We start from the raw sequence: 15,797 nt of genomic DNA on the forward strand, positions 1-15,797 counted from the left end.
AGGCTTACCTCTTCATCCAGGGAAAGGCCACTCGGCCGAGCCAGCGGAACGCCTGGTCGGTGAGCAGGCCGATGACGCCGATCAGCAGGATGCCGGCGAAGATCTTGTCGGTCTGCATGTAGCGCTGCGCCTTGAGGATGGCGTAGCCGAGGCCCGAGTTGGCGGCCACCAGTTCGGCTACCACCAGGTAGGTCCAGGCCCAGCCGCAGGTGATGCGCAGGGTGTCCAGCAGCGCCGGGCGCGCCGAGGGCAGCACCACCAGCTTGATGATTTCCGCGCGGTTGGCGCCCATGGTCTGCGCCGCCTCGATCTGCGCCATGGGTACGCGGCGCACGTCCTCGGCGACCATCAGCACCATCTGGAAGAAGGTGCCGATGAAGATGATCAGCACCTTGGAGCCTTCGTCGATGCCGACCCAGAGCATCACCAGGGGGATGAATGCCACCGCCGGCATGTAGCGGATGAAGTCGGTGAGCGGTTCGAGGAACGCCTGCACCGGGCGATAGGTGCCGATGTACAGGCCGATGGGCAGGGCGATGACTGCCGAGGCGAGGAAGCCGCCCATGACCCGATAGACGCTGATGGCGATATCGCCGACCAGGCCTTCGTCGCTCCACCAGTGGCCCAGGCGTGCGAGTACGGCGTCGGGGCTGGGGAAGAACATCGGGTTGGTCAGCCCCAAGGCGCCGCAGGCCCACCAGAGCACCACGGGCAGCAGCAGGCCTGCGCCGGCCAGTGCCCAGAAGGCGCCGCGCGGCAGGTCGCCGCGAATCACCCACCAGCGCTGGCGGGCAGGTTGCGTCACTGGGCGCGGCAGGGGTTGGTGGGCGGTCATGGCGTCACCTCCTCATCAGGGAACAGCGGTAGCTCGCAGGGTTGCCAGCCACCGGCGGGCGGTGTGGCGCCGAGGCTGTTGATCCAGCTGGCGTCGCGCAGCAGCTCGGGGTGGTCGGGGCCGGCCGTGGCGGGCAGCAGCGCGGCGCCGATGCGCGCGGGCAGGGTGGAGAGTTCGATCTTCCAGGGCGTTTCGCCACCGTGGTGGCGCCCGAAGGACAGCTCGAAATCCAGCAACTCCGGGTGGTCACCGTCCAACAGGGCGGCCAGTGAGTCGGCCATCGGCAATGCCTGGCGACGTCCGGCGGCGAACAGGAAGCAGTCACCGGCCAGCAGCAGGCAACCCTGCCTGCCGTCGGCGGCGCTCAACCACACGCCGCGATTGCGCCCGATGGATTCCGGCAGGCGCTCCCAGACTTCGTGGTAACTGCCATCCAGGCCGTCTTCCAGCACTTTCTCGCTGTTTACGAAGTGCATGCGGCCGATGTCCTCGCCGCCATTGGGCGGCTGGAAGTCGATTGCCCGGTGCCATTGGCAAATGTCGCCGGTGATCTCGGTGATGCCGGCGAATCCCGCCTGGGCGGCCAGTTCGCCGGGAGTCTGTGGCGCCGGCAGGGGAATGCGCAGGTCGGCGAACAGGCGCCCGGTCTGCAGCCAGTAGACGCGGGTGCTGGTGTCGTGGGTGCCGCCGGTGGTGGTCAGCAGGGTGCGTTGCCAGACGCCGAGGTAAGCGGGTGGCACAGCGGGAATGTTATTCAGGCGGGACATGCGGACTCCTCCCATTCGGCGAGTACGGCCTGGCTGCCTTGCACGCGACCGAACAGGCCGCCTTCCACCTCGACCATCGCCAGGGCGGCGGCATGCAGTTCGGCGCTGGGCGAGCCGCAGGCATCGCTCACCAGAGTACAGGCATAGCCCAGTTCCACCGCCGCGCGCAGGGTGGAGGAAACGCACACTTCGGTGGTCACCCCGCACAGCACCAGGTGGCCGATGCCGCGGCTGCGCAGTAGCAGGTCCAGGTCGGTGTAGGCGAAGGCGCTGTAGCCGGGCTTGTCCACCACCGGTTCGCCGGGCAGCGGGCACAGTTCGTCAATCAGGTCGTGGCCGTACTCGCCGCGCACCAGCAGGCGGCCCAGCGGGCCCAGGTGGCCGATCGGCGCACCGGCGAATTCGGCGCGGTGGCGCTTGCTGGCGTGCAGGTCGCTGAGGTCGGCGCGATGGCCTTCGCGGGTATGCACCACCAGCAGACCAAGACTGCGGGCGCTGTCCAGCAGCCGGGAGATGGCCGGAATCGGCGCGCGCAGGCGGTCGATGTCCAGCCCGGCTTGGTCGGCGTAGCCGCCGGGGGCGCAGAAGTCGCGCTGCATGTCGATGACGATCAGCGCAGTGCTCACAGGCGGAACTCCTTGCGCACGGCCTGGGCGATGCCGCCGACGATGTCGCGGGCCATGCGCAGGCCCTTGTCGGCGCTGGAGCCGCGCGCCGAGGAGAGCACGCCAGACGGCGGCACCCACTCGGTGCGGCTGGGGTACATGTCGTAGGGCGGGAAGTCGGCGGGGCCGTCGTCGGGGATCAGGTCCAGGCGCACGAGGTTGGGCAGGTAGTGCAGCATCAGCGAGGTTTCGATCACCGCCGCGTGCTCCAGGGCGAAGCCGGGGAAGCCGTCGGGGAAAACCTCGCTGAGCGTGGACTCACTGCAGAAGTCCCAATGCTCCAGGCGCATCACTTCCAGCGGGCTGGTCGAGCCCCGTTCGTGCAAGGAGAGCTCGCGCAGGGCGAGCTGGATGCCTTCGGTGACGAACCACTGGTTTTCGTAATGGCCGTCCACCAGTACCAGGCGGGTCACGCCGTGGCGGGCGAACTCGCGCACGGCGTCGCGCACCAGCGCAATCAGCGTATGCCCGTCGAGGCTGGTGGTGCCGCAGAAATGCTGGCCGCCGCCGCACTTGGGCTGCGACTTGTAGCCATAGGAGAGCGCGGGCGCGACCAGCCCGTCGACCTGCCGGGCGACGTCCTCGCACAGCGCGCTGGCCAGCAGCGCGTCGGTGCCCAGCGGCAGGTGCGGGCCGTGCTGCTCGGTGGCGCCGCAGGGCAGGAAGACCACGGGGGATTGCTCGCGCACCCGGCGCGCGTACTCGACCCAGCTGAGCTGGTCCATCCGGACAGTCATGATTCGGCCTCGCAGAGAGTGGGGGAAGGTTCGGGAGAAGGGCGCGCGGCGATCAGTGCCGCGGCCAGTACCAACGAGCCGCCGAGCCATTCGCGCAGGCCCAGCTCGCGCTCGCCGATCCAGGCGGCAGTGAGCACCGCCACCAGCAGTTCGATCACCACCAGCACTGCGGCGCGGCTCGCCTCGACATGGCTGAAACCGTATTGCGCCGCGCCCATGGCGGCCAGCCAGAACAGTCCGAAGCCCGCCAGTTGCAGCCACTGGTGTGCATTGACGGCCGGTAGAGGTGTGCTCTGCAGCCAGCAGAACAGGCCGCCCAGCACGGCGCTGCCGATGAAGCCGACTACCGCCTTGCTGGTCAGCGGCACCTGCTCGGCGGCGCGGGTGGCGAGGTTGTTCAGGGCGAAGGCAAAGCCGGCGGAGAGCGCCAGCCAGTCGCTGGCGCCCAGCGGGCGGAAGTTCTCGCGGCTGACACCCAGGGTCAGCGCGATGCCTCCCATGGCCAGTAGTAGCGCGCCGAGGCGTGGCGGGGTGAGGCGTTCGCCGAACAGCACGCGGCCGCCGATCAGGCCCCACACCGGTGCCAGGTAGAACAGCAGCATTGCCCGCACCACATCGCCCTCGGACAACGCGCCCACCAGCCCCGCGGTGGCCCAGCCACCGAACACGCCGATCGCCAGCAGCGCGCCACGCTGCGGCCACCACTGGCGGCGCTGGCGCAGTACCAGCGGAACGGCGACGAGGCTGAGCAGCCCGTAGGTGCAGAGCACCACCGGCATGCCGGACAGGCCCTGGCCGGCGAAGTGCGCCAGGGGTATCCAGCCCAGGCCCCAGAGGCTGGCGCCGAGCAGCAGGACGACTTCCGCGCGCATCACGCGCCCATCCAGGCGCCGCCATTGGCGCCGAGTATCTGTCCGTGGAAGAAACTGGCCTCGGGCGAGACGAGGAACAGCACGGCCGCTGCGATTTCCTCGGGCTTGCCCAGGCGCCCGGCGGGGATGGCGGTTTCGCGGGCGATCATCGCCTCGCTCATGTGTTCTACCGAGACCATCGGCGTGTCCACCGGCCCCGGCGCCACGCCGTTGATGCGGATGTGCGGGGCGAACTCGCGGGCCAGCGCCTTGGTCAGGCCGATCACCCCGGCCTTGGCCGCGCAATAGGCGGCGTAATGCTCGCGGCCGAGCTGGCCAAGTTCCGAGGCGATATTGACCACACAGCCATCCCCGCGCGCCTGCATGTGCGCCAGGGCGTGGCGGCAGCAGCGATAGACCGCCGTGAGGTCGACGCCGAGCAGTGCGGCCCAGTCGTCCTCGCTGGTGTCGAGAAAAGGTTTCTCCAGGATGATCCCGGCGTTGTTCACCAGGATGTGCAGGTCGCCCTCGGCAAGCACGTGGGCGAACAGGTCCTCGACCTGCTGCGGCACGGAAACGTCTGCCTGAGCCGCGTAGGCCCTTCCGCCCGAGGCGGCGATGCGTGCCACCAGCGCGGTGGCGGCTTCGGGTTGATCGAGGTGGTTGATCCATACCGTCGCACCGGCTCCCGCCAGCGCCAGGGCGGTGGCGCGGCCGATACCCTGGGTGGCGCCGGTGACCAGCGCGGTCTGTCCTTCGAGCGGTTTCATCAGTGCATGACCTCGCCATGGCTGACCGACAGCGCCTGACCGGTGAGGGCGGTGGCCAGCGGGCTGCCGAGGAACAGGAAGGTGCCGGCCAGGTCAGCCGGCGTCAGCAGTTCGGGCACTGCCTGGGCGGCGAGTATCTGCGCCAGTTCCTCGGTTTCGCTGCGCCCATTGGCGGCAGCCATCACCGCGAGCGAGCGCATGGCCGCCTCGGTGGCGATCCAGCCGGGGCACACGGCGTTGACGCGGATACGCCGTGGCCCGAGCTCCCACGCCAGCGAGCGGGTCAGGCCGATCACCGCGTGCTTGCTGGCGACATAGGCGGAAAAGCCCGGCACGCCCTTCAGGCCCCAGATCGAGGCCTGGTTGATCACGCTGCTGCCCGCCTTGAGGCTCGGCAGCAGGGCGCGGGTCAGGCGCAGCATCGAGGCGACGTTGTTGTCCAGCAGCGCCTGCCAGCGGCTGTCCGCTTCGCCATCCGGGTCGTCCAGCGGCGTGGCGTACTCGACGCCGGCGTTGTTGATCAACACGTCCAGCGGTGCGCCTTCGCGGAGTGCGACAAATCCAGCGATGGCCGCGCTGTTGCCCAGGTCCAGGGCGTGGCTGCGCACATCGCTCAGCGCGGCCAGCTCGTCGGCGACTGCCGCCAGGGCTGCGGCGTTGCGATCCAGCAGTTCCAGTGTCGCGCCCTGTTCGGCGAATGCCCGCGCCAGGCCCTTGCCGATACCGCTTCCGGTACCGGTGATGAGCACACGTTTGCCCCGGTAGTCGATCATGCTCAGACCGCCGTCAGGAAGGAGACGCCCACGGCGCCGTAGAAGCCGTCGGCGCGGTCCTTGCCTTCGGGCGCCACCTCGCCGTAATGGTCGTCGACCACGCGGCGCAAGCGGTGCCGATGGAAGCCCTTGAACAGCAGGTGCATCGGCAGGACCTGGGCGTAGCCGTCGCCATACAGCTCGTGGTGCAGTGTGCGCAGGCGGTACCAGGGCGCCACGGGCTTCTCGTGGTGGGCATTGTGGTAGGCGAAGTTGAGCAGCAGCAGGTCGAGCACCGGCCAGCGCACCGAGACCACGTTGGAGTAGGTGTTCATCTGCTCGTAGGTGCGGTCGCGGGACTTGTCGTCGGGGATCTTGCTGCCGTCCTCCAGTACCGCGAAGGCGTCGTAGGTGTGCTGGTAGGCGTCGGTGAAGCGCAGCACGATGATCATCAGCGTCCAGGCGACGAAGTACAGCACCAGCGCCTTGAACGACACTGCTGCAACCAGGCCGAACAGCACGCCGCGCACCAGCAGGGTCAGCGCCACCCGGCGGCGGTTGGCGCGGTGGCGCGGGTTGTCGGTGATGAAGGGCAGCAGGATCACGTAGTAATGCATGATCAGCTCCACCGCCGGCACGTAGGCCCATTCCGCGGCCAGTACCAGGCGGCGCGCCCAGCGCGGGCAGCGGGCGAGGAAGGCCTTGGTGTCGAAGGTGATCACGTCGGCGCGGTCGACGTGGTGGCGCATGTGCTTGCGGCGCAGGTCCTGGAAGCCGGCGTAGCAACTGCCACAGAGCCAGCTGCAGGCCTCGCCGGCCCAGGTGTTGTGCGCCGGTTTGGCGAAGATGGTGCCGTGGGCGAATTCGTGGATCAGGTAGGCCGCGACGATCATCGCGTGGCCCAGCAACAGGGTGCCGGCGGCGTTGAGCAGCCAGCTGTCGGCGAACAGCAGGGCGAAGCCGGCGGCATAGCCGCCAAAGGCATAGGCCAGTGCCAGGCTGTTGGGCAGTCGGCCATCGGCGTAGCGGTACAGGGACGCGGACATGGATACCTCCGTGAGCGCTCCCGCCGTCCCGGCGAGAGCGTCGGATGGGTGCCTTACTGGGCGAGGGCCTGGACGAATTGCGCGTCGAAGGTCTGGGCGAGGTCGGGGATCGCCGGGATCTGGCTGTTGTCCTTGAGCAGTTGGGCGATCACCGCGCCACTGCCGAAGAAGGAGCTGGTGGCGTCGGACTTCTCGAAGTTCTTGCCCATCTCCGCCAGCGGGATGTTGTAGACCCCGGCCATCTGCTCCTTGGCCTCGGCGGCGCTGACGCCCAGCACCTTGCCGATGATTTCGGCGGATTCGTCCGGGTGCGCCTTCATGTAGGCGAGGCCGTCGGCGTAGCCCTGGATCATCGCGCTGATCGCTTTCTGGCGTTTGCCGATCACCGCCTGGTTGAACACCAGCACGTCGGTGATCAGGCCCGGTGCGTCTTTGGACGAATAGACGACGTGGAACTTGTCGCCGGGCATGCCAAGGATCTGCGAGACATTGGGTTCGTAGGTCACGCCCACCGGCAGGCTGCCCGAGGCCATGGCGCCGGGGATGCCTTCAGGCGTCATGTTCACCGGGCTGACGTCCTTGTCGCTCAGGCCGTGGCTCTTGAGCGCGTAGGCGAGCAGGAAGTCGGAGGGCGACAGCGGGTTGAAGCCGATCTTCTTGCCCTTGAAGTCGGCGACCGATTTGATCGACTTGTCCGCGACGATGGCGTCGCCGCCGTTGGAGAAGTCGATGGGCATCACCACGCGGTACGGCTGGCCCTTGGCGACGCCGCCGACCACCTGGTCGTAGGTGAGCATGCCGCCATCCAGCGCGCCGCCGGTCATGGCGGTGGGGATCAGGGCGGGGTCGTTGAAGAACTGCAGCTCCACCTTGAGGCCGTGGGGCTTGTAGAGGTCGAGCTTGTCGGCGACGTAGAAGGGCGCGTAGCCGGCCCAGACGACGGTGCCGATCTTGAGCTTCTCGGCGGCTTGCAGAGTCAGCGGCACGACCCCGGCGGCAGCAACCAGACAGGCACCGAGCAGGGTCTTGCGCAGGGAACGCAGGGAAAGCGGCATGGTCATGGCATTGCTCCTAACGGTTGGAAATCGGCACGGGATGACATCACGTCTCCCGGGCTTTTCTCCCGCCGTGTAGCCCTGTCCCTAGGGCCGGAAAACTCTCGGACCAGACATCCCCTCACGGAGACCGGAACCCTAGTTCGCCTGTGGTGCAACTCCAGTGTGTGCCTTGCTGCGTTCGCTCACCCGGTGGCTACCTTGCCGTGGGCGATGCATCCCGTTGCAGGGGACAGAGCAATTGAAATGCCAGTTTTCGTGAAGCGGAAAAACCACTGGGGATTTCAATTGCTTAGCTGAAATCCCCAGTGGCAGGCAGGTGCCAGCCCTGATCGCGCTGGCACCAAGTCGATGCGCCTTGCCTTCTATTGAGGCATCAGGCGGTGCGCATGGTGGCGCGGCGCAGCGAGGCGGCCGCGGTGGCGACGAACAGGCCGGCGGCCAGCGCCAGTGCCACGGGCACGCCTTGTGGGCCGAGGTCCATCAGGCTGCCGCTGAGCAGGGGGCCAAGCAGGCTGCCGACGCCCCAGAGCATGCCGGCGGCGGCGTTGGCGGTAACCAGGTCGCGGCCGCGGAAGCGCTGGCCGATCAGCACCAGCGCCAGGGTGTAGACGCCACCGGCCACCGCGCCGAGCACCATCAGCGCCGGCCACAGCAGCGATGGCTGGCCGATCAGCCAGGGCAGGGCGAGGCCGATCAGCATGGCTGCCACGCCGCACAGCAGGTGCAGGCTGGAGCGGTCGAGGCGGTCGGAGAGCCAGCCCAGCGGCATCTGGAAGAGCATGTCGCCGAGCAGGATCACCGTCGCCATGAACGCGGCGATGCCCACCGCGTAGCCGTGGCTGGAGGCGTACACGGGGAAGAGCGACAGCACCACGCTGTCGAAGAAGGAGAAGAACAGCACGCCCATGCACAGCGCCGGCGCTACCCGCAGGAAGCCGGCGAGGGAGAAGCTGCGCGGCTCCTCGACGTGCTCGTGGATACCATCCTCGGGCATGGCGAAGGCCACGGTGGCCAGGGCGACCAGATGCCCGGCGCTGACCAGCAGCACCACCCACGGCGTCTGCGCGCCGAGCAGCGCCACCAGGGTCGGGCCGAGCAGCTGGAAGGCGGTGAAGCTGGTGGCGTACAGCGCAACGATGGTGCCGCGGTTGTGCTCGCCGCACAGCTCGTTGACCCAGGCCTCGCCGAGGATGATCGCGATGCCCATGCCGACCCCCAGCGCCAGGCGCGCGGCGGCCAGCGCCCAGAGGGAATGGCTGCTGAATTCGATGGCGACGGTGCTGGCGGTGCACAGCACGAAGCACAGCAGATACAGGCGGCGCCGACTCATCAGCTGGCAGGCACGGTCGACCAGGGTGGCGGCGAGGATCATGCCGGCCGCCGGTACGGCGGAGAGAATGCCGATCTGCAACGCGCTGGCGCCGTTGTCCAGCAGGCGCAGCGCCACCAGCGGCAGGGTGGCGCCCAGGCTCAGGCCGACGATGGAAACGGCGAACAGCAGCACCGCCAGCAGGGGCTTGTTGAGGGTGGTCGGGGTATTCATGGAAACCTTCTCTTGCCCGGGCGCTCAAGCGGCTGGGCATGCCAATGCAAACGAGCCCGCCGGGATCCACCGGTGGGCGCAGTCGAAATGCGGAATGACCGGCGCGAAGGCGCGCGGCGTCCGGCTCAGAGGCCGACGGGCGGGGAGAAGGTGAAGGCGAAGAGCACGCTGCGACGCAGGTTCAGCACGGCATCGACCTTGCGCACGCGCGGAGGCTCCCGCAGGAGGGCGAGCGAAGAATCGGCGAAGCGGCAGAACGGGGTCATGGTACGGGTGCAGCGCAGGAGGTAGGAAAACGCGCACTCTAGAGAGTGCGCGTCAGAGCGTCAATCTCGGCCCGCCGCGCGGTCAGCCATGCGCTTCGTCACCAGGAAACCTTTGCGTAGGATGGTGTGGAGCGCAGCGATACCCATCAAGGCTGTGTGCCGGCAGCATGGGTATCGCTGCGCTCCACCCATCCTACAAGGGTGCAGCCGTGATCAGCGACCGTAAACCGGGCTGCCTGCCGACACCTCCTGCGGCCTGCTGAGCACATCGCGCCCTGGCAGGAAGGTGCCGAATACGCGCTCCTTGCCCAACGCTTCGGGGAAGCCGCTTTCACGCCGATACGCCACGCGGCCATTGATCAAGGTGGCGTCTACCGCATCGTCGTTACGCTTCACCAGCCGCGTCAGCCCGATGACCTCCATGGGCGCCTCGCTGACTTCATCCAGCTCGTCGGTCAGCCCGGCCGGGTTGACCACCACCAGGTCAGCACGGTCGCCGACGCGGATGTAGCCGGCGTCGATCCCGGCGAAATCCGCCAGCTCGCCGGTCAGGCGGTGCACCGCACGGCCGGTATCCATGAAGCTGCGCCCGGCCAGTTCGGCATCGCGCACGTACTTGAGCATGCGCAGCGGGAAGTTGTACTGCGCGTGGGACGCCAGGTGTGCGCCGGAATCGGCGAAGCCCGGCTGGGTCCAGGGGCTGGCCAGCAGCTTGCCCATGATCTCCGGGCGGTGGTTGCCGTAGCAGGTGGTCCACTTGAGGTCATTGCGGTACTGGCCGGCCAGCTCGAAGAAGGCGTCCACCGGGTCCAGACCGCGCTCGCGGCCGATGTCCTCGAAATTGCGCCCGACCATCGAGGCGTCGGGGCACTCGCGCACCCAGCAGTCGGACAGGTTGCGGTGCCACAGGCCGAGGCTGAGGGTGGCCTTGATGTCCTTCTTGAAGCGCTCGCGGAAGGCCGGGTCCTGGATGCGCGTGTAGAGCTCTTCCGGGTCCTTGATGTCGCGCAGCACTTCGCCGGCGCCGAACTCCTCGAAGCCGTTCATGTTCAGCCCCTCGATGCGCACCACGAAAGGCGCCGGCAGGGTCTGCCAGCGGTAGCGGCCGCGCAGCAGGCGGTTGGCGACCCAGCCCGAGGCACGGGTGATGCGGTGCATGAACGGCTGCGACTTGAGATCCAGCGCGGTGAGCATCGAGCACTTCAGCGGCCGGCGGAACCAACCGTGGGCCTGGTAGAGGAAGGCGAACACGTTGATCTTGGTGACCGCGTTGGGCGCGCCCTGCATCAGCGCGTTGCGCCGGCGCAGCACGGCGAACAGTCGGGAGAACTCCTTCCAGCTGGCGAAGGTGGAAGGCAGCGGGCTGGACCAGGCGCGGTCGCCATCCATCTTGTCCAGGCGCGTGGTCATCACCGAAAGGCCGAAGCAACCGGCATCCAGCGCCTGCTCCAGCAGCTCTTCCATGCGTTGCAGCTCAGCCTCGCTGGGCTTGGCGCCGCTGATGGCACGCTCCAGGCCCATCACCGTGACGCGCAGCTCGGAGTGGCCGAGGAACGAGCAGAGGTTCGGCCCCAGCGGCTGCTGGTCGTAGAAGGCGCGATAGCCCTTGGCGTCCTTCCAGGTGCGCTTGTCGCGCAGGATCGGCAGCACCTGCTCGCGCGGCACGGCTTCCACGCGGGTGAACAGGTCGGAACAGTCCTCGGCCTCGCCCAGCACCATGCTGATGGAGCAGGAGCCAACGGACACGGTGGTCACGCCGTGGCGCACCGATTCCTTCAGCGCCGGGGCGGCGATGGCTTCGGCGTCGTAGTGCGAGTGGATCTCCAGGAAGCCCGGGGTGACCCAGCGGCCGCTGGCGTCGATGACTTCTGCGCAGCCGCTTTCGTCCAGCGGGCTGACGCTCAGGGTGTCGATACGTCCATTCTTGATGCCAACGTGGCGCAGGCTGCCGGGGGCGTCGCTGCCGTCGAAGTAGAGGCCGTTCTTGATGATGATGTCGTAGCTCACAGGAGACTCCAGGGCGACAGCAGGAGGACGCCGCTGACCAGCAGCAGGCAGTGGATGGCAAGGCGGAAGTGGCGTTCCTCAAAGCGCTGGTGCAGGCGCTCGCCGAGCCACACACCGAGCAGCAGCAGGGGGGCGTAGGCGAGCACCTGGGGCAGCGCCGGGCGCAGGCGGCCGTCGAAAAGGAAAGCCAGGGTCAGCAGGCCGTTGAGGGTGAACCAGACGCAGACCAGGGTCGCGCGCAGGCGGGTCTTGTCCAGCGATCGAGTCGCCAGGGCATAGACCAGCAGAGGCCCGCCCGAGGCGAACAGGCCGTGGCAGATGCCTGCGGCGCCAGTGGCCAGGCGTACCACCCAGTTCGGTGTCTGTGCGCGTGTCGGCGCACCAGCGCGCAGCCGCCACAGTTCACGCCCGGCGAACCACAGGATCAGCACGCCGAGGCCGCGCTTCAGGGGGAGTGGGTCCAGGTGCGGCAACAGCAGGTAGCCGATCAGCATGCCGACCAGCATGCCCGGCAGCACGGTGCGCAGCAGCAGGTGGGTATCGATCAGGCGATGGTGGCGCCAGCACAGGTAGCCGGTCATGCCGATGTTCAGCGGCACCAGCACCGGCAGCAGCGTCTCGATGGGCAGCAGCAGCGCGCCGAGCGACAGGGCGATCACCACGCTGCCGAAGCCGGTGATGGCTTCCAGGGTGTAGGCCAGCAGGATGAACCCGCCGAGGGCGATAGCGGGGGCGTTCACCGGCCTGCTCCGTGCACTGCCGCGACACCACTGTCACGCGGCTCGCGGCGGGCCCACCATTGCGCCAGGAGCAAGCCGGAGAACAGCTGCCAGCAACCCCAGAAGGCCGCGATCAGCAGCATGCCGCCGGCCTGCGGGAAGAAGGTGAGGATCAGCGCCATGCCCAGTGCGGAATTGTGGATGCCGCTTTCCAGGGTCACGGCGCGCACGTCGGCGTCCGGCAGCTTCCACAGTCGTGCGCAGGTGTAACCGAGCAGCAGCGCGGTGCCGTTGAGCAGCAGTACCAGCCAGAAGAACAGGTGGAAGTAGGCGATGAACTGCTGGAAGTTCTTGGCGAAGGCCATGCCGACGAAGCCCAGCATCACCAGCAGCGACAATTGCCGCATGGGTTTTTCCAGGCGCCGCGCCAGCTGTGGTTTGTGCTTGCCCAGGGCCATGCCCAGCAGCATCGGCAGGATCAGCACCAGCACCACCACGCCCACCAGTTCCAGCGGGTCGATGTGGATCTGCGTGAGGCGGTCGCGGGTCGCCGGGTTGAGGCCGGCGTAGAGGGCGAAGTTCAGCGGCGTGAAGAGGCCGGCGCTGAGGCCTGACACCGCCGTGACGCTGGCCGACACGGCAACGTTGCCGCGGGCCATCCAGGTCATGATGTTGGAGAAGGTGCCGCTGGGGCAGGTGGCGACCAGGAGCATGCCCAGCGCCAGTTCCGGGTCGATGGGCAAGAGGATGGTCAGCAGGCAGGTGGCGGCCGGCAGCAGCAGGAATTGCACCAGCATGCCGATCACCGGCGCCTTGGGCTGGCGCAGGATACGGGTGAAGTCGTCGCGGCGCAGTTCCAGCGAGACGCCGAACATCATCAGGGCGATGATGGCGTTCAGCGCGATCATCGAGCAGCCGGAGAATTCGAGATGGACTTCAGGCATTACCGTTCCCCCACAGCGTGAAGGTGGGGAATGACGAACGGAATGCAGCCGGCGGCACGGGCGCGGCTCCGGTGGGATTGGGCATGCAAGGCGACTCTTGTTTGTATTTATCGTTGTAATTGGCAAGCATAGGGCAGCGTTACCGCCCGGTAACGGCTCAATCGGGACCTTCGCCGGTTAATTCGGGACCATGCCGCACACTATTACCGTCCATTACGCCCAGGGCATCCTGCAGGCCGCCCAGCGCCTGGGGCTGCCGGTGCCTGCCGATCTGCAGGCGGCGAGCCTCGAACCGCGCATTCCCTTGCAGCGCCAGGACGCATTCTGGGAAAGCATCTGTGCCGCCTCGGGTGATCCGTTGCTGGGCCTGCGCCTGGGCAGTGCCCTGCAGGTCGGGCACCTGGACATGGTCGGCGCGCTGCTGATGAGCTGCGACCACTACGGCGAGGCGCTGGATGCCTTGCTCGAGTACTACCCGATCATCGCCGAAGGCAGCGAATTCCAGCGCGAGCAGGATGACTCGCAGGTGCGCCTGGTCTATCGGCCAAGCTATGCCGTGCGCCGTGAGGAACGTGTGGAGGCCGCCCTGGCCAGCCTGGTGCACCTGACCCGCTGGATCACTGGCGATCGCGTCAAGCCAAGGCAGGTGGCCCTGAGCCACGCTGCAAGGGGGGAACCTGCGCGTTACCGGGAGCTGCTCGGGTGCCCGGTCATCTTCGAGAGCGACGGCAATGCCCTGACGTTTGCCGTGGCTGATCTCGACGTGCCGCTGATCCAGGCCAACGCCGTGATGCGTGAGCACCTGCGCGCGCTGGCCGATGCGCAGCTGGAACGCCTGGGCGCGCAGAGCCTGGCTGCGCGTGTGCAGCAGTTGCTGCGGCAGAACCCACGCTGGGGCAAGGAGAAGGTCGCCGAGCAACTGGAGCTCAGCGGGCGCCACCTCAACCGCAAGCTGGCGGACGAAGGCAGCAGTTTCAAGCTGCTGCGCGAGCAGGTACTGCACGGCATGGCCGAACAGCTGCTGCGCGAATCCACGCGGCTGGGCGAGGTCGCCGAGCGCCTCGGGTTCTCTGACGAGAGCGCGTTTGCCAAGGCTTTCCGCCGCTGGAGCGGGATGACGCCAGGTCAGTTCCGCCAGGGCAACTGAAGCCTTTACTGGCGGTGACTGACTGCGGCGAGCGCCTGGCTTGCGGGCAGGTCGACGCGCGGAGGAACGACACGCTCGGGAACGTTACGCTGGTGCTCGATAACGCCGGTACCGGGCAATTTCGCCACGAAGAACTGATCTACGCCGAAGAACAGCAGGACCAGGGCGATGGCGCCGATCCAGCAGAGCACGTCGTAGTCCAGCGGCCAGCCACGGTGCTGGCGCTGTGAGCGGAGGGGAGGCTGGCTTTTCTTCATGGCGGTCACCGCGATCGGGTTGAGGGTCGCGAAGCCAGGGGAGTGCCTGGATTCGCTAAGCATTTTCCGATTGGCGGTGCTGCCGGTGATTCAGGGAGCTCTGTAGGACGAGTAGGAATTCCCTCTGTCTGAAAGTTCGCCGTAGCGCAGGACGTATGAGGTTCGACGTGATGCGCCGATGGACGTTACGCCGTCGCTGCGCAGGCGCCGCGTACTACCGCGAACGGTTGTACGCCCCGCGCGGCCGAAGGCTTCACGCCCCCGGTAGCGCCTTGTCCTTCGGCCAGAGCAGCCACAGCTGGCCATCCTGCTTCATGTGCCCGGCCAGCTCGCCGGCGGCGTCGCCGGTTCCCCAGAACAGGTCTGCGCGCACTTCGCCGACGATGGCGCCACCGGTGTCCTGGGCAGCCACCGGGCGAACCACCGGTGCGCCGTCCGGGCGGGTGGTGGAAAGCCACATCAGGCTGCCCAGCGGGATCACCTTGCGGTCGATGGCCACGCTATAGCCTGGCGTCAGCGGCACGTTCAGCGAACCGCGCGGGCCTTCGTTGCTGTCTGGGCGCTGGCTGAAGAACACGTAGCTGGGGTTGCTCGCCAGCAACTCGTCGACGCGCTGCGGGTGGGCGCGGGCCCAGTCGCGGATGCGCGCCATGCTGACTTCTTCCTTGCTCAGCTCGCCCTGTTCCACCAGCCAGCGGCCCACCGGCTTGTACGGGCGGCCATTCTGCTCGGCGTAGCCCAGGCGCAGTTGGCGGCCGGAGGCCAGCTGTACCCGGCCGGAACCCTGGATCTGCAGGAACTGCAGGTCCATCTGATCGGGCAGCCAGGCCAGAATCGGCGCATTCACGCCGTCGCGGCGGATGCCGGCGGCATCGGCGTAGGGCACCAGAGTATTGCCTTCGAGCTTGCCGCGCAGGCGCTTGCCCTTGAGTTCCGGGTAGACGCTGTCCAGCGCGACGGTGATCAGGTCCTTCGGCACGCCGTAGACCGGTACGGTGTGCTGGGCGTCGCGCTGCTGGCTGCCACGGTAGACCGGCTCGTAGTAACCGGTGATCAGGCCGTTCCTGCTGCCCTCGGCGGATCGCAGCTGGTAGGGCTGCAGGTGGGCCTGCATGAACTGGCGGATTGCCGGGGCGGAGGCGGGCACGCTGGCGGAGTCGGCGCAGGTCGTGGCCCAGGTGTCATCCTTCTTCAGGCGTACCGCGCAGGCCGAGCGCCAGGCGCTGAAGCCTTGCACTACGTCGCTGTCGGCAGTCTGCGGCATGTCCGTCCAGGCGGCCTTGGAATAGGTGGGCGCCTGGGCCTCTTCGGGCTTTTTGCCGAACAGGCCGCAGCCCGAGAGCAGCGTGGCGAAACACAGGGTGGCAAGGAGAGGGCGGGTCCAGTGGCGGGGCAAATCGGTCACGGGCGAGTCCTGGCAGGCAAACGAAAGC

17 protein-coding genes and 1 riboswitch are annotated in these 15,797 nt (G+C 67.8%); of the genes, 1 reads left to right on the top strand and 16 read right to left on the bottom strand.

All coding sequences use genetic code 11. The features are described from left to right. Nucleotides 1-4: 4 nt before the first annotated feature. From N5C91_RS27725 to N5C91_RS27790, 14 genes are all read right to left on the bottom strand, one after another. Nucleotides 5-835 carry an ABC transporter permease gene (locus tag N5C91_RS27725; RefSeq protein ID WP_279833468.1) on the bottom strand — a complete coding sequence of 277 codons (831 nt, stop codon included), beginning with the start codon at nt 833-835 and terminating at the stop codon, nt 5-7. Further along, nucleotides 832-1,602, bottom strand: coding sequence for a hypothetical protein (locus N5C91_RS27730; RefSeq protein WP_279833471.1), 771 nt, complete (start codon nt 1,600-1,602; stop codon nt 832-834). The genes N5C91_RS27725 and N5C91_RS27730 overlap by 4 nt, the downstream gene beginning before the upstream one ends. Continuing rightward, nucleotides 1,590-2,228, bottom strand: coding sequence for a cysteine hydrolase (locus N5C91_RS27735; RefSeq protein ID WP_279833473.1), 639 nt, complete (start codon nt 2,226-2,228; stop codon nt 1,590-1,592). The genes N5C91_RS27730 and N5C91_RS27735 overlap by 13 nt, the downstream gene beginning before the upstream one ends. Next, nucleotides 2,225-3,004: a creatininase gene (locus N5C91_RS27740; protein WP_279833474.1), complete on the bottom strand. Its 780-nt coding sequence runs from the start codon at nt 3,002-3,004 to the stop codon at nt 2,225-2,227. Before N5C91_RS27740 ends, N5C91_RS27735 begins: the two co-directional genes overlap by 4 nt. Further along, on the bottom strand, nt 3,001-3,876 hold the full coding sequence (locus tag N5C91_RS27745) for a DMT family transporter (protein WP_279833476.1): 876 nt from the start codon (nt 3,874-3,876) through the stop codon (nt 3,001-3,003). Before N5C91_RS27745 ends, N5C91_RS27740 begins: the two co-directional genes overlap by 4 nt. After that, nucleotides 3,876-4,625, bottom strand: a complete 750-nt coding sequence (fabG, locus tag N5C91_RS27750) for a 3-oxoacyl-ACP reductase FabG (RefSeq protein WP_279833478.1) — start codon at nt 4,623-4,625, stop codon at nt 3,876-3,878. Before fabG ends, N5C91_RS27745 begins: the two co-directional genes overlap by 1 nt. Then, nucleotides 4,625-5,398, bottom strand: coding sequence for an SDR family NAD(P)-dependent oxidoreductase (locus N5C91_RS27755; protein ID WP_279833480.1), 774 nt, complete (start codon nt 5,396-5,398; stop codon nt 4,625-4,627). Before N5C91_RS27755 ends, fabG begins: the two co-directional genes overlap by 1 nt. Before the next feature lie 2 nt (nt 5,399-5,400). Next, a complete protein-coding gene (locus N5C91_RS27760) occupies nt 5,401-6,423 on the bottom strand; it encodes a fatty acid desaturase (protein ID WP_279833482.1) in 1,023 nt (340 codons plus the stop codon). Nucleotides 6,424-6,476: 53 nt separating this feature from the next. Continuing rightward, nucleotides 6,477-7,484 (bottom strand): ABC transporter substrate-binding protein, encoded by a 1,008-nt coding sequence (locus N5C91_RS27765; protein WP_240964926.1) that lies wholly within the window; start codon nt 7,482-7,484, stop codon nt 6,477-6,479. Between the two features lie 44 nt (nt 7,485-7,528). Beyond that, a riboswitch (guanidine-I (ykkC/yxkD leader) is annotated at nt 7,529-7,631 on the bottom strand. A gap of 223 nt (nt 7,632-7,854) precedes the next feature. After that, complete coding sequence (locus tag N5C91_RS27770; protein WP_279833486.1) at nt 7,855-9,024, bottom strand: MFS transporter; 1,170 nt, start codon at nt 9,022-9,024, stop codon at nt 7,855-7,857. 125 nt (nt 9,025-9,149) lie between these two features. Further along, nucleotides 9,150-9,290: a hypothetical protein gene (locus N5C91_RS27775; protein WP_236173294.1), complete on the bottom strand. Its 141-nt coding sequence runs from the start codon at nt 9,288-9,290 to the stop codon at nt 9,150-9,152. A 213-nt stretch (nt 9,291-9,503) separates the two neighbouring features. Further along, a complete protein-coding gene (locus N5C91_RS27780) occupies nt 9,504-11,297 on the bottom strand; it encodes an amidohydrolase family protein (RefSeq protein ID WP_279833489.1) in 1,794 nt (597 codons plus the stop codon). Beyond that, nucleotides 11,294-12,037 carry a sulfite exporter TauE/SafE family protein gene (locus N5C91_RS27785; RefSeq protein WP_236173292.1) on the bottom strand — a complete coding sequence of 248 codons (744 nt, stop codon included), beginning with the start codon at nt 12,035-12,037 and terminating at the stop codon, nt 11,294-11,296. Before N5C91_RS27785 ends, N5C91_RS27780 begins: the two co-directional genes overlap by 4 nt. Beyond that, nucleotides 12,034-12,960 carry a bile acid:sodium symporter family protein gene (locus N5C91_RS27790; protein WP_279833491.1) on the bottom strand — a complete coding sequence of 309 codons (927 nt, stop codon included), beginning with the start codon at nt 12,958-12,960 and terminating at the stop codon, nt 12,034-12,036. The genes N5C91_RS27785 and N5C91_RS27790 overlap by 4 nt, the downstream gene beginning before the upstream one ends. Nucleotides 12,961-13,150: 190 nt before the next feature. Between N5C91_RS27790 and N5C91_RS27795 the strand changes: the two genes are divergently transcribed. Beyond that, complete coding sequence (locus N5C91_RS27795; RefSeq protein ID WP_279833494.1) at nt 13,151-14,107, top strand: AraC family transcriptional regulator; 957 nt, start codon at nt 13,151-13,153, stop codon at nt 14,105-14,107. A gap of 5 nt (nt 14,108-14,112) precedes the next feature. Here N5C91_RS27795 and N5C91_RS27800 read toward each other — a convergent pair whose 3' ends face one another. Then, the gene (locus N5C91_RS27800; protein WP_279833496.1) at nt 14,113-14,364 is read right to left on the bottom strand and encodes a hypothetical protein; all 252 of its coding nucleotides are present in this window, start codon (nt 14,362-14,364) and stop codon (nt 14,113-14,115) included. Between the two features lie 253 nt (nt 14,365-14,617). After that, a complete protein-coding gene (locus tag N5C91_RS27805) occupies nt 14,618-15,769 on the bottom strand; it encodes a murein transglycosylase A (protein ID WP_279833498.1) in 1,152 nt (383 codons plus the stop codon). Between the last annotated feature and the right edge of the window lie 28 nt (nt 15,770-15,797).

Source organism: Pseudomonas sp. GD03903 (assembly GCF_029840045.1).
Lineage (GTDB): Bacteria > Pseudomonadota > Gammaproteobacteria > Pseudomonadales > Pseudomonadaceae > Pseudomonas > Pseudomonas pseudonitroreducens.

Coding starts and splice junctions, on each gene's coding strand:
- N5C91_RS27725 (WP_279833468.1), bottom strand. CDS start 835: ATGACCGCCCACCAACCCCTGCCGCGCCCAGTGACGCAACCTGCCCGC.
- N5C91_RS27730 (WP_279833471.1), bottom strand. CDS start 1,602: ATGTCCCGCCTGAATAACATTCCCGCTGTGCCACCCGCTTACCTCGGC.
- N5C91_RS27740 (WP_279833474.1), bottom strand. CDS start 3,004: ATGACTGTCCGGATGGACCAGCTCAGCTGGGTCGAGTACGCGCGCCGG.
- N5C91_RS27745 (WP_279833476.1), bottom strand. CDS start 3,876: ATGCGCGCGGAAGTCGTCCTGCTGCTCGGCGCCAGCCTCTGGGGCCTG.
- fabG (WP_279833478.1), bottom strand. CDS start 4,625: ATGAAACCGCTCGAAGGACAGACCGCGCTGGTCACCGGCGCCACCCAG.
- N5C91_RS27755 (WP_279833480.1), bottom strand. CDS start 5,398: ATGATCGACTACCGGGGCAAACGTGTGCTCATCACCGGTACCGGAAGC.
- N5C91_RS27760 (WP_279833482.1), bottom strand. CDS start 6,423: ATGTCCGCGTCCCTGTACCGCTACGCCGATGGCCGACTGCCCAACAGC.
- N5C91_RS27765 (WP_240964926.1), bottom strand. CDS start 7,484: ATGACCATGCCGCTTTCCCTGCGTTCCCTGCGCAAGACCCTGCTCGGT.
- N5C91_RS27770 (WP_279833486.1), bottom strand. CDS start 9,024: ATGAATACCCCGACCACCCTCAACAAGCCCCTGCTGGCGGTGCTGCTG.
- N5C91_RS27775 (WP_236173294.1), bottom strand. CDS start 9,290: ATGACCCCGTTCTGCCGCTTCGCCGATTCTTCGCTCGCCCTCCTGCGG.
- N5C91_RS27790 (WP_279833491.1), bottom strand. CDS start 12,960: ATGCCTGAAGTCCATCTCGAATTCTCCGGCTGCTCGATGATCGCGCTG.
- N5C91_RS27795 (WP_279833494.1), top strand. CDS start 13,151: ATGCCGCACACTATTACCGTCCATTACGCCCAGGGCATCCTGCAGGCC.
- N5C91_RS27800 (WP_279833496.1), bottom strand. CDS start 14,364: ATGAAGAAAAGCCAGCCTCCCCTCCGCTCACAGCGCCAGCACCGTGGC.